The organism is Flagellimonas nanhaiensis (assembly GCF_003382275.1).
GTDB lineage: Bacteria > Bacteroidota > Bacteroidia > Flavobacteriales > Flavobacteriaceae > Flagellimonas > Flagellimonas nanhaiensis.
Window position 1 is genome coordinate 483,593 of sequence record NZ_QTJX01000002.1, and the last position, 25,338, is coordinate 508,930.

25 protein-coding genes are annotated in these 25,338 nt (G+C 41.0%); 15 read left to right on the forward strand and 10 right to left on the reverse strand.

The window, feature by feature from the left end:
• Position 1 precedes the first annotated feature (1 nt).
• Complete coding sequence (ileS, locus tag DX873_RS09655; RefSeq protein ID WP_116184241.1) at positions 2-3,403, reverse strand: isoleucine--tRNA ligase; 3,402 nt, start codon at positions 3,401-3,403, stop codon at positions 2-4.
• Positions 3,404-3,583: 180 nt separating this feature from the next.
• Between ileS and DX873_RS09660 the strand changes: the two genes are divergently transcribed.
• Positions 3,584-3,916, forward strand: a complete 333-nt coding sequence (locus DX873_RS09660) for a hypothetical protein (protein WP_116184242.1) — start codon at positions 3,584-3,586, stop codon at positions 3,914-3,916.
• A 57-nt stretch (positions 3,917-3,973) separates the two neighbouring features.
• Here DX873_RS09660 and DX873_RS09665 read toward each other — a convergent pair whose 3' ends face one another.
• The 4 genes from DX873_RS09665 to DX873_RS09680 all read right to left on the reverse strand — a co-directional run bounded on the left by DX873_RS09665 (position 3,974) and on the right by DX873_RS09680 (position 9,833).
• Positions 3,974-6,415, reverse strand: coding sequence for a TonB-dependent receptor plug domain-containing protein (locus tag DX873_RS09665; protein ID WP_116184243.1), 2,442 nt, complete (start codon positions 6,413-6,415; stop codon positions 3,974-3,976).
• Positions 6,399-7,118, reverse strand: a complete 720-nt coding sequence (recO, locus tag DX873_RS09670) for a DNA repair protein RecO (protein WP_116184244.1) — start codon at positions 7,116-7,118, stop codon at positions 6,399-6,401. Before recO ends, DX873_RS09665 begins: the two co-directional genes overlap by 17 nt.
• An 87-nt stretch (positions 7,119-7,205) precedes the next feature.
• Positions 7,206-8,549, reverse strand: a complete 1,344-nt coding sequence (gene gdhA / locus DX873_RS09675; protein WP_116184245.1) for an NADP-specific glutamate dehydrogenase — start codon at positions 8,547-8,549, stop codon at positions 7,206-7,208.
• Positions 8,550-8,678: 129 nt separating this feature from the next.
• Entirely contained in the window at positions 8,679-9,833 is a 1,155-nt protein-coding gene (locus DX873_RS09680) for a cystathionine gamma-synthase (protein WP_116184246.1), read from the reverse strand.
• Between the two features lie 86 nt (positions 9,834-9,919).
• Here DX873_RS09680 and DX873_RS09685 point away from each other — a divergent pair, with 86 nt between their 5' ends.
• A complete protein-coding gene (locus tag DX873_RS09685) occupies positions 9,920-10,663 on the forward strand; it encodes a DUF3298 and DUF4163 domain-containing protein (protein WP_116184247.1) in 744 nt (247 codons plus the stop codon).
• Between the two features lie 2 nt (positions 10,664-10,665).
• On the opposite strand, the gene DX873_RS09690 is transcribed toward DX873_RS09685, so the two are convergent.
• Entirely contained in the window at positions 10,666-11,217 is a 552-nt protein-coding gene (locus DX873_RS09690) for a conjugal transfer protein TraO (RefSeq protein ID WP_116184248.1), read from the reverse strand.
• A gap of 197 nt (positions 11,218-11,414) precedes the next feature.
• On the opposite strand from DX873_RS09690, the gene DX873_RS09695 reads away from it, so the two are divergent.
• The 4 genes from DX873_RS09695 (at position 11,415) to DX873_RS09710 (ending at position 13,901) form a co-directional block, all read left to right on the forward strand.
• Positions 11,415-11,717: an ArsR/SmtB family transcription factor gene (locus DX873_RS09695; RefSeq protein WP_116184249.1), complete on the forward strand. Its 303-nt coding sequence runs from the start codon at positions 11,415-11,417 to the stop codon at positions 11,715-11,717.
• Positions 11,718-11,916: 199 nt separating this feature from the next.
• The gene (locus DX873_RS09700) at positions 11,917-12,609 is read left to right on the forward strand and encodes an aspartate/glutamate racemase family protein (protein WP_116184250.1); all 693 of its coding nucleotides are present in this window, start codon (positions 11,917-11,919) and stop codon (positions 12,607-12,609) included.
• 48 nt (positions 12,610-12,657) lie between these two features.
• Entirely contained in the window at positions 12,658-13,011 is a 354-nt protein-coding gene (locus DX873_RS09705; RefSeq protein ID WP_116184251.1) for an arsenate reductase family protein, read from the forward strand.
• Complete coding sequence (locus DX873_RS09710; RefSeq protein ID WP_116184252.1) at positions 13,008-13,901, forward strand: DMT family transporter; 894 nt, start codon at positions 13,008-13,010, stop codon at positions 13,899-13,901. Before DX873_RS09705 ends, DX873_RS09710 begins: the two co-directional genes overlap by 4 nt.
• On the opposite strand, the gene DX873_RS09715 is transcribed toward DX873_RS09710, so the two are convergent.
• Positions 13,885-14,361: an acyl-CoA thioesterase gene (locus DX873_RS09715; protein ID WP_116184253.1), complete on the reverse strand. Its 477-nt coding sequence runs from the start codon at positions 14,359-14,361 to the stop codon at positions 13,885-13,887. The genes DX873_RS09710 and DX873_RS09715 overlap by 17 nt on opposite strands.
• A 114-nt stretch (positions 14,362-14,475) precedes the next feature.
• On the opposite strand from DX873_RS09715, the gene DX873_RS09720 reads away from it, so the two are divergent.
• The 8 genes from DX873_RS09720 to DX873_RS09755 all read left to right on the forward strand — a co-directional run bounded on the left by DX873_RS09720 (position 14,476) and on the right by DX873_RS09755 (position 20,694).
• Positions 14,476-15,453: an NAD(P)H-dependent flavin oxidoreductase gene (locus DX873_RS09720; protein ID WP_116184254.1), complete on the forward strand. Its 978-nt coding sequence runs from the start codon at positions 14,476-14,478 to the stop codon at positions 15,451-15,453.
• Positions 15,454-15,508: 55 nt separating this feature from the next.
• Positions 15,509-16,510: a bestrophin family protein gene (locus DX873_RS09725; protein WP_116184255.1), complete on the forward strand. Its 1,002-nt coding sequence runs from the start codon at positions 15,509-15,511 to the stop codon at positions 16,508-16,510.
• Complete coding sequence (locus DX873_RS09730; RefSeq protein WP_116184256.1) at positions 16,510-17,472, forward strand: YheT family hydrolase; 963 nt, start codon at positions 16,510-16,512, stop codon at positions 17,470-17,472. Before DX873_RS09725 ends, DX873_RS09730 begins: the two co-directional genes overlap by 1 nt.
• 94 nt (positions 17,473-17,566) lie before the next feature.
• The gene (locus DX873_RS09735) at positions 17,567-18,046 is read left to right on the forward strand and encodes a c-type cytochrome (RefSeq protein WP_116184257.1); all 480 of its coding nucleotides are present in this window, start codon (positions 17,567-17,569) and stop codon (positions 18,044-18,046) included.
• A 64-nt stretch (positions 18,047-18,110) separates the two neighbouring features.
• A complete protein-coding gene (locus DX873_RS09740; RefSeq protein WP_116184863.1) occupies positions 18,111-18,488 on the forward strand; it encodes a nuclear transport factor 2 family protein in 378 nt (125 codons plus the stop codon).
• Between the two features lie 4 nt (positions 18,489-18,492).
• Positions 18,493-19,206, forward strand: a complete 714-nt coding sequence (locus tag DX873_RS09745) for a membrane or secreted protein (RefSeq protein ID WP_116184258.1) — start codon at positions 18,493-18,495, stop codon at positions 19,204-19,206.
• A 10-nt stretch (positions 19,207-19,216) separates the two neighbouring features.
• Positions 19,217-20,038 carry an META domain-containing protein gene (locus tag DX873_RS09750; protein WP_116184259.1) on the forward strand — a complete coding sequence of 274 codons (822 nt, stop codon included), beginning with the start codon at positions 19,217-19,219 and terminating at the stop codon, positions 20,036-20,038.
• Positions 20,039-20,106: 68 nt separating this feature from the next.
• Entirely contained in the window at positions 20,107-20,694 is a 588-nt protein-coding gene (locus DX873_RS09755) for a DinB family protein (RefSeq protein WP_116184260.1), read from the forward strand.
• A gap of 9 nt (positions 20,695-20,703) precedes the next feature.
• On the opposite strand, the gene DX873_RS09760 is transcribed toward DX873_RS09755, so the two are convergent.
• A complete protein-coding gene (locus tag DX873_RS09760) occupies positions 20,704-22,245 on the reverse strand; it encodes a SulP family inorganic anion transporter (protein WP_116184261.1) in 1,542 nt (513 codons plus the stop codon).
• An 81-nt stretch (positions 22,246-22,326) separates the two neighbouring features.
• Positions 22,327-23,301: a phytanoyl-CoA dioxygenase family protein gene (locus tag DX873_RS09765; RefSeq protein ID WP_116184262.1), complete on the reverse strand. Its 975-nt coding sequence runs from the start codon at positions 23,299-23,301 to the stop codon at positions 22,327-22,329.
• 136 nt (positions 23,302-23,437) lie between these two features.
• Here DX873_RS09765 and DX873_RS09770 point away from each other — a divergent pair, with 136 nt between their 5' ends.
• A complete protein-coding gene (locus DX873_RS09770; RefSeq protein ID WP_116184263.1) occupies positions 23,438-24,280 on the forward strand; it encodes a helix-turn-helix domain-containing protein in 843 nt (280 codons plus the stop codon).
• A 98-nt stretch (positions 24,281-24,378) separates the two neighbouring features.
• Here the strand turns inward: DX873_RS09770 and DX873_RS09775 are convergent, their stop codons facing one another.
• Complete coding sequence (locus tag DX873_RS09775; RefSeq protein WP_116184864.1) at positions 24,379-25,299, reverse strand: nicotinic acid mononucleotide adenyltransferase; 921 nt, start codon at positions 25,297-25,299, stop codon at positions 24,379-24,381.
• Positions 25,300-25,338: the final 39 nt, after the last annotated feature.

Below are 25,338 nucleotides of genomic sequence, written 5' to 3' on the forward strand. Positions count from 1 at the left end.
GCTAGTGCTTTTGAATAAACAATTTTGTATTTACTTCATCGAAGGCAATTGCAATACCTTCTTCTAAATTTTCCTCAAAGTCGAGTTCTGCGGTCAAGGTTTCAGTTTTGATATATTCCTCATTGCTGGAAACCGCATTTTCCACAAGCCCGTCCTTCAATATCTTGATATCAATCTTATCGGTAACTTCAAATCCAGATTCTTTTCTAATGTTCTGAATCCTGTTGACCAATTCTCGTGCAATTCCCTCTTTTTTAAGGGCTTCGTTTATGGTGACATCCAAAGCAACGGTCAAAGGACCGGAGCTTGCCACCAGCCAACCTTCAATATCTTGGGAACTGATATCTACATCGGTTAACTGTAAATTAATGCTTTTATTTTCCAATTGCAGCATTAATTCGCCTTCCTTCTCAATTTTTTGGATATCCTCCTGCTCCATTTTGCCAACAGCTGCGGCAATAGCTTTCATATCCTTCCCGTATTTGGGACCCAAAACCTTGAAGTTGGGCTTTATTTGCTTTACGAGTATTCCCGAAGCATCATCAAGCAGTTCTATATCCTTTACATTGACCTCTGATTTGATTAAATCTGAAACCGCAAGGATATCATTGTGCTGCCCCTCATCCAACACTGGAATCATGATTTTTTGCAAAGGTTGTCTCACCTTGATTTTTTCCTTTTGACGAATGGAAAGTACCAAGGAAGAGATTTTTTGGGCCAATTGCATCTTTCGTTCCAGGTTTTGGTTTACCATGCCGGCATCAAAAACTGGGAAATGGGCCAAATGCACACTTTCAAAACCTTCTTTTTGTGAAGAGGCATCCAAATCCTTGTACAATCTATCCATAAAGAATGGAGCCAACGGTGCCGACAATTTTGCCACAGTTGCCAAACAAGAATAAAGAGTCTGGTAGGCAGAAATCTTATCTTGACCATACTCTCCTTTCCAGAAACGTCTTCTGCTCAAGCGAACATACCAATTGCTCAGGTTTTCCTGGACAAAATCCGAGATCACCCTAGCTGCTCGGGTAGCTTCGTAATCACTATAGGCCTCATCTACCTTGTTGATGAGGGTATGCAGTTCTGAAAGGATCCATTGGTCTATTTCTGGTCTTTCCTCTAAAGGAATATCAGCCTCGGAATAGGTAAATCCATCAATATTCGCATAGAGTGCCATAAAGGAATAGGTGTTGTACAGCGTTCCAAAAAACTTGCGCTTTACCTCAACAACTCCGTCTATGTCAAACTTTAGGTTGTCCCAGGGGTTGGCATTGGAAATCATATACCAACGAGTGGCATCAGGTCCATGCTCGGGAAGCACCTTAAATGGGTCAACTGCATTCCCAAGTCTTTTGGACATTTTTTTACCCTCCTTGTCCAAAACCAGTCCATTGGAGACCACATTTTTATAGGAGATGGTGTCAAAAACCATAGTGGCAATGGCATGCAGTGTATAAAACCATCCACGGGTCTGGTCTACCCCTTCTGCAATAAAATTGGCTGGAAATGCTTTGCCTTCATCAACCAAATCACGATTTTCAAAAGGATAATGCCATTGTGCGTAGGGCATTGAACCGCTATCGAACCACACATCAATCAAATCGGATTCCCTTTTCATAGGTTTACCTGAAGGTGAAACCAAAGTGATTTGATCTACGATGTTCTTGTGCAAATCTATTTTGTCATAGTTGGCCTCGTCCATATCACCCACAACAAAATCCTGGAAAATGTCCCTTTCCATAAAACCAACATCTACCGCCTTCGCCATTTCTGCCTTGAGTTCTTCAACTGATCCAACAATCATTTCTTCCGAACCATCTTCGGTTCTCCAAATAGGTAGTGGGATACCCCAATAACGAGAGCGGGAAAGATTCCAATCGTTTGCATTGGCCAACCAGTTTCCAAAACGTCCTTCTCCGGTCGCCTTAGGCTTCCAATTGATGGTCTGGTTCAACTCAAACATACGATCTTTTACATCGGTTATCTTAATGAACCATGAATCCAGTGGGTAATACAAGATGGGTTTGTCCGTCCGCCAGCAATTAGGGTAACTGTGGACATATTTTTCAACTTTAAAGGCCTTGTTTTCTTCCTTTAGTTTGATGGCCAACTCAACATCAACGGACCTTTCTGGAGCTTTTCCATCATCGTAGTACTCGTTTTTGACGTATTTACCACCAAATTCCTTCATTTCTGGTCTAAACCTACCTTGAAGGTCTACCAACGGAACAGGGTTGTTGTTCTCGTCCAGGACAAGCATCGGAGGTACTTCTGGTTTGGCTTGTTTTGCAACCATGGCATCATCCGCACCAAAGGTGGGGGCCGTATGTACGATACCGGTACCGTCTTCAGTGGTCACAAAATCCCCAGAAATAACCCGAAAAGCATTCTCTGGATTCTGATAGGGCAGGGCGAATGGCAATAGTTGCTCATATCTGATTCCTACCAAATCCTTTCCGGCAAAACTCTGCTCAACTTGATAAGGTATTTTCTTGTCTCCAGCAGTATAATTTTTGAATTCTTCTTGCGTCTCCGCTTCAAAAAACTTTCCAGAAAATTGTTTCCCCACCAAAGCTTTGGCCAATACCACCTTAGTAGGCTCAAAAGTGTATTGATTGTATGTTTTCACTAAGACATAATCAATCTTTGGCCCTACAGTTAGTGCAGTGTTGGAAGGTAAAGTCCAGGGAGTAGTCGTCCAAGCCAGGAAATAAATATCGCCTTCAACACTTTTCAAAAATTCTGGAAGCGATTCTTTTTTAGCCTTGAACTGGGCCGTAACGGTTGTATCGGTAACATCCTGGTAGGTGCCGGGTTGGTTAAGCTCATGTGAGCTTAATCCAGTTCCCGCCTTTGGCGAATAGGGCTGAATGGTATACCCCTTGTACAAAAGTCCCTTATCATAAATCTGTTTTAGCAACCACCAAACAGACTCCATATATTTGGATTTGTAGGTGATATAGGGGTCATCCATATCTACCCAGTACCCAATTTTTTCGGTCATCTCATTCCAGACATCCGTATAGCGCATAACCGCTTTTTTACAAGCAGCATTGTATTCTTCTATCGAGATTTTTTTGCCAATATCCTCTTTGGTGATTCCCAATTCCTTTTCTACTCCAATCTCAATTGGAAGTCCATGGGTATCCCAACCAGCTTTTCGTTTTACCTGATAGCCCTTCATGGTCTTGTACCTGGGGAAAATATCCTTGATGGTACGCGCCATAACATGATGGATTCCAGGCATGCCATTTGCCGAAGGAGGCCCTTCAAAAAACACATAGCTCTCCCCACCCTCTCTTGTGGACACACTTTTCTCAAAAATCTGGTTGTCTTTCCAAAATTTCAGAACTTCTTCTGATACCTTGGGCAAATCCAATCCTTTGTACTCCGCAAACTTCATAAATACTGCTACTTCTTCTAGAATTCCAAGTTTGCAAAATTATAAATTTAGACGGAATTAATAGCCTTCAAAACAGCTTTTGAATTTTTGTAACGGGCTTAGACTAAATATGATATCGAAAATCTAGTTTCTCGCAAATTGATTATCTTCCTTCTCTATTAACACTAAACCATTATTAAAATGAAAAAAATTCTAATTGCAATCATTGCACTTTCTGTGTCAATGTCAGTTTTCACGTCCTGTAAAGAGGCGGCTGACAAGGCCAAAGAAGCTTCGGAAGAAGTAGGTGAAACCCTTGATGAAGCCGGAGATGACCTAAAGGATGCCACAAATGAGGCCGTTGATGCGGTAAAAGAGGCTGGGAAAGAGGCCGTTGATTTGGGCGAACAAGCCTTGGACAGTATCAAGAAAGCTGGAGAGGAAACCATGGATAAGGTTAAAGAAGCCGGCGAGGAATCCTTAGATAAAGCCAAAGATGCTGCAAAACAAGCTATAGATAGCATCAAAATATAAGAGGTTATCTATAAAATAGATAAGATCAAAGGCGTGGAACATTCCATGCCTTTGTTTTTAAAAGGAATATCCAAGACTTAAAATAAGATTGGTCCCCGGGGCCACAATACCAGAAGAATATGTCCTGTATCTCTGATTGGTAATATTTTCAAGGGACATTGTTGCCTTTAGCGCGTTGGAAATTTGATATTGGGACCTAAAGTTCAGGGTATACCAAGATGGAGAATAAGGATTTCCGTCACTGTCACTGGCATAGATATAGGCTTTGCTCCTTTCGGACAATGCGAGGTCTGCATAATTGATTTCCCCGTTGTAATTCAGAAAGAAATCGGCTTTTACTTTTTGATTTTTCCAAATGAGGTGGACATCTGCAAAAGTTGGTGCTGCATGTCGTGCAGGAGAATCCATTCCATCATCATCTTCCTCGGTGCCTTCGGTGAGTGTCAAATTTGAAGAAACGGCCCAATTATCATTGAAATAAGCGTCCAATCCAAACTCAAAACCATAGACATAGGCCTTAGCAGCATTTTGGATTGCTTGTACATTGCTCAATTCTCCATGGAACATTATTTCTGATTCCCCATTAAAGGTAAAATCGCGTCTTACCAACGCATCAACCAAATAGGTATAATAGGCTGCCCCTTTTAGGACCAATTTGTCCTTGAAATTTTTCCGTATCCCCATTTCAGCGTTATACGCATACTCTGGTTCAAGTTCGGGATTGGGAACCACTACCGAACCGGGTTCTGAATCAAATATTTTTCCGATGTCATCAATATTTGGTGCCCTAAATCCTGTAGACCCATTTAGGGTAACCTGCAAATCCGCTTTTGGAAACCAGCTGAACCCTAAACTGCCGGTGAAAGCCCCAGTGATGAGGTCAGCCTCATCAAACGGAAATGGATAAAAAGTTTTATCAAATTGGGCGTCTACCCAGACCTGACTGTACCTTGCCCCGGACAACAAAGTGAAATTGGGCTTTAATTGATATTCTCCGTTAATGTATCCTGCAAAGGTCTGCCATGTCGCCCCATCAGGATAACGAGAAGCTGCATCTATGGTTTCGTTGGATACTATATTTTTCTGGCTTCCTTGGGAATGCACTTTATTGAAAATGTATTCCGCACCATAATACAGTCTTAAATCTCCAATCTTTTTGTTCTCAAAATCCAGGTTCACGGATAAGGCATCCACTTTTTCTTGGCTAGTGAAGCGTTCATCATCTTGAAAGCCTCGTTCGTTCCTACTTTCTTCAAAATGCTGATAAGCCGTGGTCAACTTCACTCCATCATAGAACTTGTTCTTTCCTTTTTTTGTGATTTGAAGGTTGCCCATAAACCATTTTTGTGGGCCATAGAACCATTCCGCAGAACGGAGGCCATCACCAGAGTTGTCGGGGCGAATCAAACGGTCATATCTTGAAAAGTCCGAGGTTTCGGAATAATGCAATCCCAAATCATATTTCCAGGTGGTATTGGGTCTATAGGTAACCTTTTGAAGAAAATTGAATTGATCATAGCCCGAAGTGACTTGTTTTCGCGAATCCCCATTCTCCAAAAGGACATCGGTTCCATTTCGCCTAGCAGCAAAATTGCTACGCAAATAAGAGTCAGGTCCATGTTTTCCCATCACCAAATCATCAAAATTATTATAAGTGAAACTGGTGTAAGAAGCCCATTTCTGTTTTCCGAGATTAAGGTCGGCATGGACTGTGTTTTCATTATTGGCCGATGCAAATCTGTAATCCACTCTTCCAGATACGGCAAGGCTGTCCGTAAACGAGAAGTGGGGATTCTTTGTAAAAAAGTTCATAACACCTCCAATGGCATCACTTCCATAAATCACCGATCCCGGACCAAAGATGACTTCTGTATTTTTTACCGTAAAAGGGTCAATTGAAATTACATTCTGAATGTTACCTCCCCTGAATATGGCATTGTTCATGCGAACACCATCTACAGAGAGCAGCAATCTATTAGTGGCAAAACCCCTGATCATAGGGCTTCCACCTCCCAGCTGACTCTTTTGCACAAACACTTTTCCGCTGGTCTGCAATAAATCTGCTGAGGTTTGGGGTGTGGCAATTGAAATACTTTGGGCATCTATGGACTCAATCTTTTGGGGGACATGCTTTTTTTGTTGTTCCCATTTGGACACAGACATTACAACTTCTTGAAGCTCTTCAGCCTTAAGGCTCAGATAGACCCTGTTTCCCTTTTTGCCAATTTGTGCCTTGGTGGTTGTGTATACTTCGTAGCTGATGTGCTTGAACGTAATTTTTTCATTCCTTTCAAAAACCTCCAGGTCACATTTTCCATTTTGGTCGGATATGGTAGTTTTTGATTTGTCCTTGTTGTAGATTGCTATGTTGACAACCGGAATTCCCGAATCTGAATCCAAAATGGTTATCTCCTGCGCCAAAACCGAGGAAGAAAAGAACAGGAAGAATAAGAAGGGGATTATTCCAAGAATGCGCATACGACTATTGAAAAACTGCATTTAAGACGGCCAAAGACTTGGGTTTTCTGAATCCGTGCAAATGTAATTCAAAATACAGAATAACCTTTTTAAGCAATTCTTGCCGGTCTGTTTTGGCCAATTTTAACGCCTTTAAAGCATCAAAATTCATGCCCAAAATTGTTGTGAAATTTTTCAGGTTTTCCCCTTCAATCATGGGATTGAGGCTGGGTGTTCTGGTAAAACTGCCTTCCGCCAAATCAAAATAGGGGGCATTCCGATCATGGATATCTGGATAGAATCCCAAATACTTGGTAAGATTGATTAAAAAGAGATTGTGGAAATTGGGGTCTGGTGCATGCTCATCCAACCAAAACAGAGCATATTCTAAATAGTTGAAAAGTCCCTCATCTTGCTCTTGTTCTTGAATACTGTTGACCAGCATCTCGGCCAGAAAAAGCACAATACTATTTTTTAAGATATCTGTATGCAGTGTTTTATAAGGTGTGGATACTTTGGCTTCTTTTATACTTTCCAATGTGCCCTTATTTCGGTGATTGGCCACCAACTCCAATTGCATCAAAGGAAGAAAATAAGCAGGTTTGAGCTTTCCTCTTTTGGCCGTCAAAACTCCCTTTAACAAATACGATTTTAATCCATCGGATGCCGTATACGCCTTTACAATGAGACTGGTATCCCCATATTTTAGGGAAGAAAGAACTATGGCTTTGGTGGTTATTTGCATGGACCCATTAAAAAAGGCGGTTACCTTGGGAGTAAAAATAAACACTCCAGCGGTAACCGCCTTTATAGCTATTTGTTTCTTGTAGGCTTAGATTACTCCTTGCGCCAACATTGCATCTGCAACTTTTACAAATCCGGCAATATTTGCTCCTTTCACATAGTTGCAATAGCCTCCTTCTTCTTGACCGTACTCAATGCAGGAATCATGGATATCGTTCATGATGCCCTTAAGCCTGTCATCCACTTCTTCGCGTGTCCAGCTTATTCTCAATGAGTTTTGAGACATCTCCAATCCTGAGGTGGCCACACCTCCTGCATTGGAAGCTTTTCCGGGGGCGAACAAAATTTTCGCATCATGGAAAGCGTGAATGGCCTCAGGAGTAGAAGGCATATTGGCGCCTTCCGCCACTGCTATACATCCATTTTTGATCAAAGTTTCAGCATCCTCTCCGCTCAACTCATTTTGAGTGGCGCAGGGTAGGGCTACGTCACAGGTAACACCCCATGGTGTTTTGCCCTGATGGTATTCTGCGGAGGAATATTTTTCTGCGTATTCAGAAATTCGACCTCTACGATTGTTCTTAAGGTCCATGACATAGGCCAATTTTTCATTGTCAATGCCATCTTTATCATAAATATAGCCTCCAGAATCTGAAAGTGTAAGAACCTTTCCTCCAAGTTGGAGCACCTTTTCTGCAGCATACTGTGCCACATTACCAGAACCGGAAATCACTACATTTTTTCCATTGAAGGATTCATTTTTTGTCTTGAGCATACTGTCGGCAAAATACACCGTACCATATCCCGTTGCTTCAGGTCTGATCAATGAACCTCCCCAAGAACGACCTTTTCCTGTCAACACTCCGGTGAACTCATTCCTGATTTTCTTGTACATTCCAAACAAGAATCCGATCTCACGTGATCCTACGCCAATATCCCCTGCGGGAACATCGGTGTTTGCACCAATATGCCTGCATAGCTCGGTCATAAATGCGTGGCAAAAACGCATTACCTCATCATCCGATTTCCCTTTGGGGTCAAAATCGGAACCTCCTTTTCCTCCGCCCATGGGCAAGGTCGTCAAACTGTTTTTAAAGACCTGCTCAAATGCTAGGAACTTTAATACACTGGCATTTACCGTTGGATGGAATCTAAGACCTCCCTTGTAAGGGCCAATGGCAGAGTTCATCTGAACCCTGTAACCGCGGTTTACATGGATCTCACCTTGGTCATCTACCCAAGCTACACGAAAAGAGAGTAGTCTTTCCGGTTCCACCATGCGCAAGAGAATGTTCTTTCCATGGTAAATATCGTGTTTTACGATGTACGGGATAACGGTTTCCGCTACCTCCTGTACCGCTTGGATGAATTCTGGTTCATGGCCATTTCTGGCCTTGACCTCATCCATAAACGCTTTGATTTTTTCTTCCATAAAACGGATTTCTGTTAGCTGCCCTTTGTATTTGTTAAGGGCTGATTTTTATTGAATTATGAATTAGACGGCAAAATTATACTATTTACATAATTTGAATAGCTGTTTTTTGTAAATTTTTCAAAAAACTTAATTCATAGCCTGTTCTAAATCAGCAATTAAATCCGTAACATCCTCAATACCCACGCTAAGACGAATCAAAGAATCTACTACACCGCTTTTTTCACGTTCTTCTTTTGGAATGCTTGCATGTGTCATACTGGCCGGGTGACCTGCAAGACTTTCAACACCTCCCAACGACTCCGCTAAAGTAAAGACTTGCAACTTTTCTACAATCTTGATGGCATCATCATAGCTTCCTCCTTTGGGCACAAAAGAAATCATACCGCCAAAATCATCCATTTGGCTTTTGGCCACATCATGATTGGGATGGTTTTCAAAACCTGGCCAATATACTTTTTCAATTTTTGGGTGATTTGCCAAATATTCCGCAATGGCCTTCCCGTTCTCACAATGCCTTTGCATACGAACATGCAGGGTCTTAATTCCCCTAAGCGTTAAAAAACTGTCCATAGGTCCACAGACCGCTCCGCTGGCATTTTGGATAAAATAAAGTTTATCCGCCAACTCCTTATCCTTTACTACTAGGGCACCAACCACAACATCACTGTGTCCTCCCAGATATTTGGTGGCAGAATGCATTACAATATCGGCACCCAAATCCAACGGTCTCTGCAAATAAGGCGTGGCAAAGGTGTTGTCCACTGCTAAAAGCAGGTTATGTTTTTGGGCCAATTGGGCCGCAGCCTTAACATCAATTATGTTCATCATGGGATTGGTGGGTGTCTCCAACCAGATGAGTTTGGTGTTCTTATTGATATGGCTCTCTATGACTTCGGTACTTTGCATTCCAATGAAGTGGAAGGTTATGCCGTATTTTTCAAAAACCTGTTTGAACAGTCTATAACTTCCCCCATACAAGTCATTGGTGGAAACGACCTCATCTCCCGGGTTTAAAAGTTTCACCACAGCATCAATGGCCGAAAGTCCACTTGCAAAAGCAAGTCCGTAATTGCCATTTTCAATGCTTGCCAAGGAGTTTTCCAAAGCTGTACGAGTAGGGTTTCCGCTCCTGGAATACTCAAATCCTTGATGACCACCTGGTGTGGTCTGGGCATATGTTGATGTTTGATAAATTGGAGGCATTACTGCTCCGTACGCTTTATCCGGATGTTGACCTCCGTGAATGGTCTTGCTATTAAATTTTAATTCTTTCTTGCTCATTTTGTTGTGATATGCCTACAAATGTATCGTTATCTTTTGGAGTAATCAATCATGTCTTATTTTTGAAAAGCCTTAAGTCTACCTCAATGAAAAAAATATTCTTGTTACTCTTCCTTCTGTTGCCCATACTTGGTTGTGAAAATGGAAACAACCTTACTTTTGAACCGATTGAACTGCACGGCAAAAACTGTGCAGAATGCCCCAAAATCAATATCGATATTCCAAGGGCACTGGATGAGCTGGCGGTTTCAACTTCCATAAACCGTGCATTGGAGGAAGAAATTATTAGTCTGCTTTCATTTGATGAGGAAAAATCCATCAACACCATGCAAGAAGCCATGGCCTCCTTTACCAAAAGTTATAATGATCTACGATTAAAATTTCCAGATGAAACTGTTGGCTGGGAAGCAGAAATCTTAGGAAAGGTTATCTACGAAGACAATACCTTGCTTACTATTGAGCTCAACTCATACACTTTTACTGGCGGAGCACATGGTTATAGCTCCAGCACGCTTCTGAATTTTGACAAAGTAAAGGGAAGCGAACTGGAAAATTGGGAACTCTTTGAAGATTATGAAGGGTTTCAAAAATTTGCTGAGACCCAGTTTAGAATCCAGGAAGATGTTCCTCAAGATGAAAACATAAATGCCACAGGTTTTATGTTCGAAAAGGATACATTTCATTTAGCCGAGAACATCGGATACACCAAAAACGGAGTTCAACTGATCTACAATCAATACGAAGTAGCATCCTATGCCGATGGGCCCATTGTTCTGAATCTTCCCTATTCGGAAATCAACCAATATCTAAAGCGGAAAGTAGAACTCTAGACCTATTTTAGGTAGTATCTAAGTCCAACACCCAAGAGCAACATAGAGTCATTGAGTGGGCTATTAAAGTGATAAAACCCAGTTATGGGAACAATCAGTGAAAGAGGGTCGGATAGGAAAAAATCCATTTCAAAAGAAGCAAAACCCCCATAAATAAAACTACTTTCTGCCGTCGAAGCATCAAAAGGAAAATCTGTCTCTCCATTATTTATGTTCTTGTAACCTATGGAGGGTCCTCCTCCAAAAAAGATGAAAAATCCGCGTTTTGGAGAGGTAAGAATCGTTGTAAAATACCCTAGATTGAACAGATAGTCCTCATAGGGAAACTCAACTCCTGCGTTGGGTTGCTCTTTGGAAAAGGCGGCGACAATAGATGCTTGAAGGTAATCCGTTGTACTATGATAGTGGTTTAAACTTGCATTAAAGCCGTAGCCATCCGTTTTGTAGCTTGGAACCAATCCTGCAGAAAAGTTGGTTCTTTGGGATATGCCTTGTTGCAATGGAATTAGCAGAAGTGGCAACAAGGCCATTGGCCATAAATGGTTTTTTTTCATTTTGATAAAGATTTGGGTTCTTGTACAAATATAACTGATTGTTTTTGAGTTTGTTTATCCAAAAAATCAATCATAGTCAAAAATAGCATTATAGAGCTGGCTGCAGATTTTTAGTTAACTCCATCAAGTATTGACAAGAAATTGTTAAAACATATCTATTTTTTTAGATATATAAATATTTAGTTTAATTTTGTCTCATGGATATTGTCGAAATCAGTAAAGTATTGTCCAACCAAACAAGGGTTAATATTTTAAAGTGGTTAAAAGAGCCTGAAGTAAATTTTCCACCCCATCAAGATATTGACCATTTTAATGATGGCGTTTGCGTTGGGTACATCCAAGACAAAACTGGATTGTCCCAATCCACCATATCCACCTACTTAAACTCCATGCAAAATGCCAACTTGGTAATCCCAACAAGGCATGGAAAATGGACATACTACAGAAGAAATGAAGAAGTCATCAAGGAATATGTGGATACCCTAAAGGGTGAGCTCTAAAATTTTATTTAAACATATTGATAGTTAGCGAAATGTAAATATTATGGAAAACTGTACAACCTGTTGTCTCCCAAATGAAGTATCCATTTTCGATGGACCATCAACAACTTGGGGCGATAAAATCAAAAACTTCCTGGTTTCCTTTACTTTGGAAGGAGCCGAGAACATGTCAAAAATCAAATAATCTAAAAGAAAGAAAATGAAAACTATTGGTATGATTGGGGGAATGAGCTGGGAATCTTCCAAAATCTATTATCAACATATTAATGAAATGGTACGCAAAGAATTGGGTGGTTCGCACTCTGCAGCAAGCGTACTTTCCTCTGTGGATTTTGATGAAATTGAACGACATTCATTCTCTGGAGACTGGGACAAAATTGGAGACCTTATGGCACTGCATGCAAAAAAATTGGAAGCTGCAGGCTCAGGGCTCATAGTACTTTGCACCAACACCATACATTTGGTGAGTGGGGCCATCACAAATGCCACAAAAGTCCCGTTTTTGCACATAGCTAATGCCACGGGTGAAGCCATTAAAGAAAAGGGAATGAAAAAAGTGGCCCTACTTGGCACCAAATTTACCATGGAGAATGATTTTTACACCAAAATTCTGGAAGAGCAATTTGGCCTTGAAGTTCTAATTCCGGAGTCCTATGATAGAGAGAAGTTACAGTCCATTATCTACAATGAACTGGTTAAGGGGGTATTCTCTAACGAATCCAAAGAAATTTGTTTGGAAATTATAAGAAAGATGGAGGCAAAAGGAGCCGAAGGTGCTATTTTGGGTTGTACAGAACTTCCGATTTTAATTCCTGATAGTGAGGCTTCAATACCAACTTTTGACACCACAAAGATTCATGCTAAGAAGGCAGTGGAATTTGCACTTTCTTAATACAGCTTGATGATTATTTGATTTCCTTTGTGAACTTATTCCTATTTCATGAAAAAAATATATCATTTGGGCAATTGTACCACCTGCCAACGAATACTTAAAGAATTGGAACCGTTGGATGGGGTAACATTACAAGAAATTAAGACAGAACCCATGACGGTGCAGCAGGTAGAGGAGATGGCTTCACTTTCTGGCAGCTACGAATCACTTTTCAGTAAAAGGGCCATGTTATATCGTCAAATGGGCCTTCAGGAAAAACAACTCTCAGAAGACGACTATAAAAAGCTCATTGTTGAGCATTATACCTTTTTAAAAAGACCTGTGGTCATACTAGAGGAACAAATTTTTATAGGAAATTCTAAAAAGACCGTTCAAGCCGCCAAGGAGGCCCTTCACCCATGAACAAAAGAACGTTAGCTATTTTGGCAGCTATAGGCGCCACCACCATCTACGGTATTAACCATACTATAGCCAAAGGGGTTATGCCCACGTATGTAAAACCCTTTGGGTTTATAATGCTCAGAGTGGTGGGAGCAGCTCTATTGTTTTGGATAATCTCCATTTTTGGACCAAAACAGAAAATTGAGAAAAGGGATTGGGGTCGACTTTTGGTATGTGCCATTTTGGGGATGGTCATCAATATGCTTTCGTTTTTTAAAGGACTCCAGCTTTCCACACCTATAAACAGTGCTGTGCTGGTCACCATAACCCCAATTATCGTTGTGGTCTTATCGGCTTTTTTTCTCAAAGAAAAAATCAGTCTCAACAAAGCGCTTGGTATTCTATTAGGTTTTATAGGTGCCTTGGGACTTATTCTTTTTGGGGCCGAGATGCGCCAGGATGCACCTAACATCCCTTTTGGAAACTTTTTATTTGTGGTCAATGCAACGGCATATGGAGCCTATCTCATTGTGGTAAAAAAATTAATTGAAAAGTACCATCCTTTTACTTTGATGAAGTGGCTCTTTACCATTGCCATTATCATCAACTTTCCCATTACACTACCCGAGTTTCTGGAAATACAATGGTCCACCATGCCACTTTGGGCGTATGGGGCCATTGCATTTGTGGTCATAGGGACCACTTTTATGACCTATCTCTTTAATGTTTTTGCTCTTACCGAGTTAAAAGCGTCCACCGTAGGCGCCTTTGTTTATGTCCAGCCACTCATTGGTATCCTATTTGCCCTTTTTACGGGTAAAGATCAGTTGACCATGGTCAAGATTTTGGCAACTGTTTTAGTTTTAATGGGGGTATACCTTGCCAGTAAAAAACCTAAGCCAGGTCCATAGGAATCTGAACAAATTTTCGCGTGTCAGTCTTGGTCAATACCTTAAAGTCATCTGCTTTTTCCATGCTGTCAAAAGCATCCAGAAACTGTTGTGGAAGACCTATGAGCTTACGCTCTTTTAAATCGATCCAGGCACCCATCATCTGACATCGGGCAAAATTCCTTCCCTTACTGTCATAGAAATTATGCTCAAATTCAAAGAACATTCCATCTTCGCTCATTCCATTGAATCCCAATGAAACTTTAACCGGTTTTCCAGCAAATACTTCTTTGAAATAATACATGTGTTCATAAAAGACCACGGGGCCAATATTATGTTGTGCCATACTCTTTTGGTTAAATCCCAATTGTCCTAAATAGGCCATTCGGGTATGGCTCATAAAATTGATATAGGCCGAATTGGCCAAGTGACGGTTGGCATCAAGATCGCTCCAACGTATTTCAAATTCTTTAAAAAACATTATCGTTAATTTGTTATGCATGCATAATAGTTGTAAAATTACATAGTTTTAAAAATTAAAGCCCAAACGGGCGCTAATTAATTCTATTTTTAAACATAGTTTAACACGAGAACCATGAGCCAAAAAGCCAAATTCATCCAAGACCTATCGCTTCCCGTAGTGGCAGCGCCCATGTTTTTAATCTCTAACCCCAAATTGGTGGTGGAATGTTGCAAAAATGGAATTGTAGGCACCTTTCCTGCCTTAAACCAAAGAACAAGTGAGGGTTTTGAGGAATGGCTCATCCAAATAAAGACAGAGTTACAGCAATTTGAAGAGGAGACAGGGAAAAAACCAGCGCCTTTTGGAGTAAATCTCATTGTTCATCCCACCAACCCAAGGTTGGAGGCAGATGTAAAACTCTGTATGAAACATAAAGTTCCATTGGTCATTACTTCTTTGGGAGCCGTGAGCCAAGTGGTAAATGCCATCCATAGCTATGGTGGATTGGTATTCCATGATATCATCAAAAAAAGGCATGCCGAAAAAGCCTCCGAAGCAGGGGTAGATGGCCTAATCCTGGTCTCTGCTGGAGCAGGAGGGCACGCTGGAAACATCAACCCCATGAGTCTTGTGGCGGAAATCAAGAAATTCTTCCATAAGACCATTTTACTATCTGGCTGCATCAGTACTGGAAGAGACATCGCTTCCGCCATGCAAATGGGTGCAGATTTGGCCTATATGGGAACCCGTTTCATCAATGTGGAAGAAAGTCAGGCCCCGGAGGAGTATCGAAAAATGATCATAGAAGCGGGAGCCAGTGATATTGTCTACACCGCTGCCATATCTGGCGTTCATGCCAACTTCTTGGCCGCTAGCTTAAACGCCGCCGGAATATCTGAAGAGGACCTGAAAAAAGAACACAAAGTTGATTTTGGAAAAGAGCTTGATACCGAAGCCAAAGCTTGGAAGACCATTTGGTCTGCAGGACAGGGTGTGACCACTATAGAAAATGTGCTTCCCGTTTCAGAGCTTGTTCAGAACCTAAAAAAGGAGTTTGTAACAGCCATTGAGGAACAATCCCAACTTCTGAAGACCTTTCCCAAGGAATAGAACATACTTACTTTTCTTTGTATTTTGGTGATTGTAATCAACTAGCACAGTAGCCATGTACATCAAAAGAAATATTAGTTGGCATATCATTCTAAGATATGCCTGGAAGAACCTCATCTTTTTTACGGTATATGCCGCCATCATTTTTTATCTGTACCATGTTCTGGATTGGAAGCATATAGATATCCCTTTTCAACCGCTGACAGTAATTGGTATTGCGGTTGCATTCTATATTGGATTTAAGAACAGTCAGAGTTATGACCGATTTTGGGAAGGCAGAAAAATCTGGGGCGGAATAGTAAACTATTCCCGGACATGGGCCAACAACGTCCTTTGCTTTGTTGAAAATGATCGAGAAGCACAGGTAACCCTCATCCATAGGCATATTGCATGGATCAATGCCCTGAGGATACAACTGAGACAGCCCACCAGCTTTTCAATTAGGGAGAATAGGGCCGTGGAGCGTTTGTTCGACAGGCATGGGGAACGGAACCCCGTATGCTCAGGAATGGATATGTTGTTATCGCCCGACGAAGTGGACGGATTGGAAAACAGAAAAAATGTAGCGACCCATATAATCAAAAAACAAGGGCTTCATTTAAGAAGGCTGTTGAAAGAGGGAAAAATCACAGAATTTGATAAGCAAGTATTCCATAACAATCTGGAAGAGATGTACAACCTTCAGGGTAAATGTGAACGCATCAAAAACACCCCCTTTCCACGCCAATATGCTTATTTCAGCACCCTCTTTACCTGGATCTTTGTCCTATTGCTTCCTTTTGGATTGCTCAATGTCTTTGAGACCCAGCTCAAAGAATTGGATATGGGACACAATTGGTGGTACATTGTTCTTATGATTTTCTTTTCGGTTCTAATATCCTGGGTCTTCACTACCATGGAAAAAGTGGGCAGTAATAGTGAAGATCCCTTTGAAGGCAGAATCAATGATGTGCCAATGACTGCCTTGTGCCGAACCATTGAAATTGATCTTAGGGATATGTTGGATGAAAAAAATCTGCCGGAAAAAGTAAAACCCCAGCATAACATTTTATATTGATGCAGACCGCCCCAACAGCGTATCTCCCCCCATTCCTTTTAAGGAGTGGCCATTTGTCCACGATTTACTTTGGGCTATTTAGAAAAGTTAATGGTATAGTCCAAAAAAGGGAAAGAATGGAGTTGTCCGACGGCGATTTCATAGATCTTGATTGGAGCTCGTCAAGCACACCCACCTCAAAATTGGCCATTATACTGCATGGACTTGAGGGTAATGCGCAACGTCCTTACATTACCGGAAGTGCCAAACTATTCAACCAAAATGGGTTCGATGCTTGTTCGGTGAACTTACGGGGGTGCAGTGGAGAACCCAACAGGCTATACCGTTCCTATCACTCTGGTGCCACAGAAGATTTAATTGAGATTATTGAACACGTTCTGCAAACCAAAAACTATTCTCAAGTCTATCTAAAAGGATTCAGTCTTGGTGGAAACCTAATACTTAAGTATTTGGGTGAGGGCAATACTGTTCCGCAACAGATAAAAGGAGCTGTAGCGATCTCTGCTCCATGTAGTTTGAGTAGCTCGTGCGAGCAATTACTCTCTCCAAAAAACATACTCTACGCCCGTCGTTTTAAAAAACACCTCATAGGCAAACTACGTGAAAAACAACCTTTGTTCCCAGATCTCATTCTCGATTCGGATATCAGCAAAATTAGAACCTTGAAAGATTTTGATGATGTCTATACCAGTAGGGCCCATGGATTCAAGGATGCCATGGATTATTACCACAAATGCAGCTCGCTTCAATTTCTCCCCAACATTAATTTGCCCACTTTGATCATCAATGCCAAGAACGATTCATTTTTGGGTCCGGAATGCTACCCCTTTCAAGAAGCAGCCAACAACCCCCATTTACATTTAGAGGTTCCCCAATATGGGGGACATGTTGGGTTTTGGGGGAAAAACAATATCACATACACTGAGAAAAGGGCGTTGGATTTTTTTTGCTCTTCGTTTTAAAGAACTATTCCCCGAATCGGAAACAAATAAGATACGCTTCAATTACCTATCTTAGTAGCACTAAAAATCATAAACTACAACTGAATTTATCAAAATGAAAAAAATATTGCTGTACTTGGCTTTGGGAGCCTTTATTGCCAGCTGTGGCGGAAAGAAGGAAGAGAAAAAAGATGGTTTTGAGGTAAGCAGGACCAAAACGGAACAAAAAACGGAACAAGCAAATGAAGGAGTTCCGGTGGATTTGAACAACAAAGGAATTGGACCTATCAAAAACTTGGATTTTCCGGCGGATATAGATACCGAAATGGCTGCTCGGGGTGAAGCTAGCTTCAATGCTATCTGTGTGGCTTGCCATATGATAGATCAACGAATGATTGGGCCCGCCCTTAAAGGAGTATATGAGCGGCGTAGTCCTGAGTGGGTCATGAACATGATATTGAATCCTGATGGAATGCTTAAGGAAGACCCTATTGCCAAGGCCTTGCTCAAAGAGTACAACAATGCAATTATGCTCAACCAAAACTTAACGGAAGAAGAAGCACGTGATTTGGCAGAATATTTAAGAACACTCTGAAAATCAAACTAAAATTTTTTAAGTGCTGTTGTCTTCCACAGGTAAGATGACAGCATTTTTTGTTATGAATCTGGAAGCAAACAAACAAAATGCAATAGCCTTTTATAGGATGGCCTACGAGGGAAACCCCAGAAAGGCGGTTGAACAGTATGTAGGTGATGAATACATTCAACACAACCCGGACGTGGCGGATGGCACTGAAGGATTCATTGATTATTTTGAAAGAATGCAGCAAGAATATCCTGACAAGACCATTGAATTTGTACGCTGCATTGCGGAGGGTAATTTGGTATCACTCCACACCCACCAAACTTGGCCAGGAAATGATGAATATGTTACTATGGATTTCTTCCGATTTGACTCTTCAGGAAAAATCTGTGAACACTGGGATGCTATACAACAAATCCCGGATAAATCGGCAAACCCTAACAAAATGTACTAAAGACATGAAAAAATTATTATTCGTACTCGTATTTTCTCTCCCATTTTATCTGACCCTTAGTGCACAGGATTTCCAAGGTGCCTGGGAGAGCTTTGGATCCCAAGAAGATGGAACAAAAGTGAAATATGTAATCATTGTTTCAGGACCATATTTCTCCGAAGCCTTTTATGAAAAGGAAACGGGCAAATTCATGGGCACTTTTGGTGGGAGTTACAAAACTCAGGATAGCATCATCACCTATACTTTTGAATATGCTTCATTCAACAAAGAGTTGGTAGGTACAACCGAGCGTGCCTCCTTTAAGTTTGCAGATGGGAAAATACATGCAGGTGGTATGGTATGGACCAGAATAGATGATGGCACTCCGGGAAAACTAAACGGAGCATGGCTCATATCTGGAAGAAAGCGGGATGGCGAAATCAGAAGAAGAGATACCTCTGGGCCACGCAAGACCATGAAAATACTCTCAGGCACACGGTTTCAATGGATAGCCTACAACACAGAGACCAAAGAATTCTTGGGTACAGGAGGAGGCACCTATACTTCCCTTGATGGAAAATATACCGAGAATATAGGGTTCTTTTCCCGTGATGATTCCCGTGTGGGAGCTAGTTTGCAATTTGATTTTGATTTAAAGGAAGGAGACTGGCATCATTCTGGACTGAGCAGTAAGGGCCAGCCTATTTACGAAATTTGGAGCAAGAGAAATACCCCCTAAAGATCATACAATGAAAAGAGTTTTACTTTCACTGGGATTGTTATTGCTTATTACCAACTGTGTTGAAAAGAAAAAGGAAGAAACCGACAAAAACTCCCCAGAAAAAGTAGAGGCTCCCAAAGATACGTTGCTCCATGAGGAAACGGCCCCCTTAATCACGGAGGTCGACCTCTCCTATTTTAGAGCTCAAGGTGAAGCGCCAGATTGGGAATTGTCTCTCCGCGAAGACACTTTTGAACTCAGCATGGCAGAGGACACTTTTATAACACCTCCCGCCGAACCCATAGTTGTAGAAAGCTCCAACTTGAAAATGTATCGAATCAAAAAAGAAACATCCGCTGTCGATATTATTATTGCCCAAAAGGAATGCACAGATTCTATTTCGGGACAAACATCTCCATATACGGTTACCATTTCCTTTAAAGGAAATGATTCTGAAGAAGCTAAAATCTTTGAAGGGTGCGGGACCTACATTGGAAATCCCAATCTATACAAACTATGGGTTCTGGAAGAGATTAACAGTAAAGCTGTTTCCAAATCCAATTATAGTGGCAGTGAATTTCCCAATATAGAAATCCATCCAGAAACTGGAAGCTTCTCGGGATTTGCAGGATGTAACAGAATGAACGGGAACCTTTTCTTAGAAAAGGATGTAATAAAATTTTCCAACATTATCTCCACCGAAATGGCTTGCCCTAACCTAAATACAGAAATGGAATTCCTGGAAAAGCTTATGAAAGTTACCTCTTTCAAGTTTAACAATGATATGCTTCTTCTTATGAGCGAAGATCAGGGAAACGTTTTGACATTTAGCTCAAGTAACAAATCATAGCATGGAGTTAAAATACTTTTTGTTGTGATGGTTTATCCCTACCTTTTTGCACCTATAAAACCTAAACCATGGCAAAGTACATTTTCATTTTTGCAACCTTTTTAATGTCCTATCAAATGCAATCTCAAGAACTCCCCTATTACCAAATTCCTGATTATCCAGAAGATTTTGGGCCGGGCAATGTCGTTTCTAGAATGATTGATGGTCTGGGCTTTCGATATTACTGGGCAACCGAAGGGCTTACTCAAAAAGATCTGGAATACAAACCATCGGAAGATGGGAGAACTCCTCTGGAGACCATGGAACATATCCATAGTATGTCAAAAATGATTCTTAACGGTGCCGATGCCACACCGAACATTAGGAGCAAACCGCCCAAATACTCTTATGAAGAGCTCCGCAAGATGACCCTTGAAAATCTGCAAGCGGCAAGTAAAAAGATGGCTGGCAAACAGTCTGAAGACCTTGAAAAATCCAAAGTAGTGTTTCAAAATGGCGAAGAACAATCTGCTATACCCTATTGGAATATGATCAACGGCATGCTCTCAGATTGTATTTATCATGCGGGACAAATCACATTAATGCGACGAGCCTCGGGCAATCCCATCAATCCAAATATCAGTATGTTCTTTGGAAAATTAAGGGATAAGAAATAGGTTCAATTTCTATTTGTAAGGCCAAATTTTATCCACCGCTACTTTGTAGGTCGGATCTTCCAGTACATTGACCTCTATAATGTCATCGGCATTTTTAAGTAGCCGTCTACAGTCTTTGCTCAAGTGTTTAAGGTGGACATTTTTACCCACCTTTTTATAGCGCTCGGTAATTTTGTTCACTGCTTCAATAGCTGACATGTCTACCAAACGGCTTTCCTCAAAGTCGATTACTACCTCCTCTGGGTCGTTGAGGACATCAAATTTCTCAGCGAACAATGTAGTGCTGCCAAAAAATAGTGGTCCATAAATCTCATAGTGCTTTACGCCATCTTCATCCGTGTACTTTCTTGCCCTGATACGTATAGCATTGTCCCATGCAAACACCAAAGCTGAAATTATTACACCCACCAAAACGGCCAATGCTAAATTGTGAAGGAAAACGGTCACCAAGGTAACCAACACCATTACCAAAACATCAGATTTGGGCATTCGTCTAAAGGTCCTTAGGCTGGCCCACTCAAAGGTTCCCAATGCAACCATGATCATCAAACCGGTCAGCGCTGCCATAGGTACTTTTTCAATAAGGCTGGAACCAAACATAATAAATGCCAATAGCATAACGGCAGCTACAATTCCCGACAATCGGGCTCTTGCTCCATTGGAGGTGTTGATCAGACTTTGCCCAATCATGGCGCAACCTCCCATTCCGGAAAACAGTCCTGAAAGGATATTGGCGGTTCCCTGTGCAACGGCTTCTTTATTTCCTCTTCCTCTTGTTTCTGTTATTTCGTCTACAATGTTCAAAGTAAGTAGACTCTCTATCAATCCTACTCCCGCTACAATAGCCGCATAAGGAAATATAATGGTGAGTGTTTCCATGGTAAAGGGCAGGTCAGGGATGTGAAAAGGAGGAAAAGTTCCTTCTATTGAAGCAATATCCCCAATGGTCCTGGTGTCAATATCCAGGAAGAAAACAATACCAAAAACCAAAAGAATTGCCGCTAGGGAAGCTGGTACGATCTTACTGAGTTTTGGTAAACCCCAAATTACCAGCATGGTCAAAAAAACAAGTCCCAAGAAAACATATAAAGTGGTACCGCTAAGCCATGCTCCTTCGGATGTCTTGAACTGATCTAGTTGAGACATGAAAATGATAATGGCCAGTCCGTTTACAAATCCAAAGATGACAGGATGGGGAACCAAACGCATCAACTTTCCTAATCTTAAAAATCCTGCAGCAATCTGAATTATTCCCGCCAAAACTACGGTGGCAAACACATATTCCACTCCATAATCCTTTGCCAAACTCACAATAACCACAGCTACTGCTCCTGTGGCTCCAGAAATCATTCCCGGTCTACCTCCCAAAATTGAAGTAACCAGTCCCATTACAAAGGCGGCGTACAATCCTGTTAAAGGGGACAACCCTGCAATTAAGGCAAAGGCAATAGCTTCTGGAACAAGTGCCAGGGCAACGGTTAATCCCGATAATACTTCCGTGCGGTAATTAACCTTTTGAGAGAAATCAAACAGATTAAGGTACTTTTTCATGGTTTCTTATTGAAGCCGGCAAAAATAGGATTATTATTTACAGCAACATACAAGACCTTCTATTTTTAAGGATTTGACAATCTACCAGTTGGTTAGACCCAATAACCTCTCTCCAAGCGGACTTAATTTTGCGGTATTATACTTTTCTTGTTCCCAATTTCGAGGGTCACCAGGAAAAGCGTATCCTTCAGGAGCAATTCTGTGTTTCCATGAATTGATGCGCCATTCGCGCAACTGTTTATTGTCCTCTTCGGCTGGCATCATGGAGATATACTGTGCTATGCGGACTTTGTTTCCTGATTTATTGGGTCGGATTCCATGGGGTTGGGTACTGTTAAAGACAAGTAGGTCTCCTGCTTCCATCTTGACCTTTACAATTTTGTCCTCCAATCCTGTTATATCTGGTTGAAAATGATCACGGTCTTTAGGTTGCGTCAATTTCCATGTATCATAGTTCCGATAAAGCCAGGGGATGCATTGAAATCCACCCATATTTTCATCTACTTGATCAGCCAAGGCCAATACTCCTTGAACATTCTGCGGGCGAGTTTCCGGGTCATAATCCCAATGAATGAATCCTTTTTTATTTTCCCCCGGGCGCTGCGGAAAGTTTAAATTGGCCCGATCTATGGTTACCCAGAGTTTTTCCGTTCCCCAAATATCCACAAAGACGTCATACACCCTTTTGGTCTGTCTATTGTTCCATAAGTGTTGATGATTGTAGACCTCTACCATTCCCGTTCCAGTCAATTCCTTCATTTTCATTTCAGCTCTTGGCAATGCATACCATGTCTTAGGGTCATCGGGATCTTTTTCGTCAAACTCCCAAATAAAACCCGCAGTGGCTTCAGCCTGTTCCTTTGGAACAGCATTTTTGATTACAATGTACCCATTCTCCATCCAAAATTTCCAATCCTCTTCGGATAGTACACGCAAAGCGTTTCCATTAGATCTATCATTCAATTTTAGTTTACTGCTAGTTGCCGTTGAGGGATTCCCGGGAATTTCTTCATGGGCCTTATTGGCCATTTCAACTTTTAGGTTCTTCCGTGTCATATTTGTTTCTCCTTAGTTCAACACTTCTATATCCCAAAACTAGCTGTCTGATGTTCTTCCTTCAACCTTAATATTGACCGATATTTTAATTATATTGATTTTTTATATTCTTTTCTAGAAAAATTAAAGCAATAAAATGAAAATTCAACTAGAAAACATACAACCAGATGATAAAAGTTCTTTTCGACTCTTGCACAATCCTAAGTTAAATGACCTGTTTTTTTGGCATTTCCATCCCGAATTTGAATTGGTGTACATTGAAGGCGAGCAAGGCACACGGCATGTTGGTAGGCATATATCGACTTTTTCGGAGAGTGACCTTGTATTAATCGGTTCCAATATTCCACATTTAAATTTTGATTATGGTATAAAAACGGACTATAGAAAAGAAGTGTTGCACATCAGCGCTTCATTCAAGGAGAAAATTTTCAACGAAATTGAAGAGCTGATCGATGTATATGAACTGCTGGAAAAATCGCAGCATGGCTTGGTATTTTATGGTAAGACCAAAGAGCTTGTTGGAAATCAAATGAAGCAATTGCACAAATTGAACACCTTCGAACAATTTTTAAAAATTCTCCGAATTCTAAAATTATTGGCCAAAAGTGATGATTTTGAACTGCTCCACCCCAAACCCATCATAAATAACAAAGCAAAAAAACAACAGCTGCGCCTGCAACGGATATACTCCTACATTGATGAGCACTATTCCCAAAAAATCCAATTGGCAGAGGTAGCCAAATCCGTCAATCTTGGGAAAGAGGCCTTCTGCAGGTATTTTAAAAAATCTACAGGAAGCACTTTTACCCATTTTTTGAACCAATATCGGATAACCCAAGCCAAGCGTCTTTTACTTTCTGGAAAGAACATCAGCGAGACCTGTTACGAATGTGGATTTGAGAGTCTATCCTATTTTAATAGAACATTCAAAAGAATTAGTGGTGAAAATCCTTCGGCCTACAAAAACAAACAGCCTTAAAAAGAAGAACCGCCCCAAGCTTGAGATGCTTGAGGCGATTCTTAACTAAATAACCAACCAAAAAACTTGTCTGTATAGTCGAATACTATTTTATTGCCTTACATTTTTCGCTGCCGAATTACGTCCATTATGGGATTTTTAACTTTTGACCTAGTTTTACCGGTGCTTGAACTCGACTTTAAGTACTGCATATACCCTCTTCCAGTAAACTCATATACGGTTCCACTGGAAACATGGTACAGTTCTATGGTACTGTCATTAATAACGTAGAGCTCAAAATAATCATTGCCCAAAAAGTCGTAATCCAGTGTTAAAGTTTTGAGGGTGGCATCATTGGTCACATCAAAAATTTCATAGTTTCCTTCATAATCCCATTGCAGGTTAACAATTGGCGTTCCCGAGGCATCCACCGATGACCTGAAAAATCCGTTCCCATCCTCCAAGAATTGTAGGTAGTTCTCGTCATCAAATTCATTGAGGGCACCCATTTCACTGGTAAATGTCTTTTCCCAAACCTGATATTCCTGTAAGAAGTAGTGAATATTGTCATAAAAGACCATATCATAATCAAATGAATTCCTTTGATATCCTTTAAGGATATATGTGGTATTTGATCTAGAATCGCGCAACTCTACTGTATTTCCGTTGATTTCATATACATCAAGCAGCCATAACCCATCAGCATCGTGGTCCACTTCCACCGTTCCCAACAAAATATCATAGAACCCAACATCAATGCCCAGACCATTACCTGTTTTACCGATACCAACCAAATTGTTGTTCGCGTATACCGTGCCATTCTGAAATGAAAGGGTAAATGCACGTTGTAAAAAAGGAACTTCTCCATTTCCCCTTGTTGCGTGGATGTCCACATACCATAAATCATAAGTTTCCAAAGCAACTGCTGCATTGTATGGAGGTTCTTCAATGAAATCATCTTCAAAAACCACCTCTGTGTAGCACGAACTGGTCAAAAGGCCTATAAAAAATGTTCCGAAAAGTAGTTTTCCAATTTTCATAATACATGGGTTTTGGTTCATTGAATAGAGACCAATCTC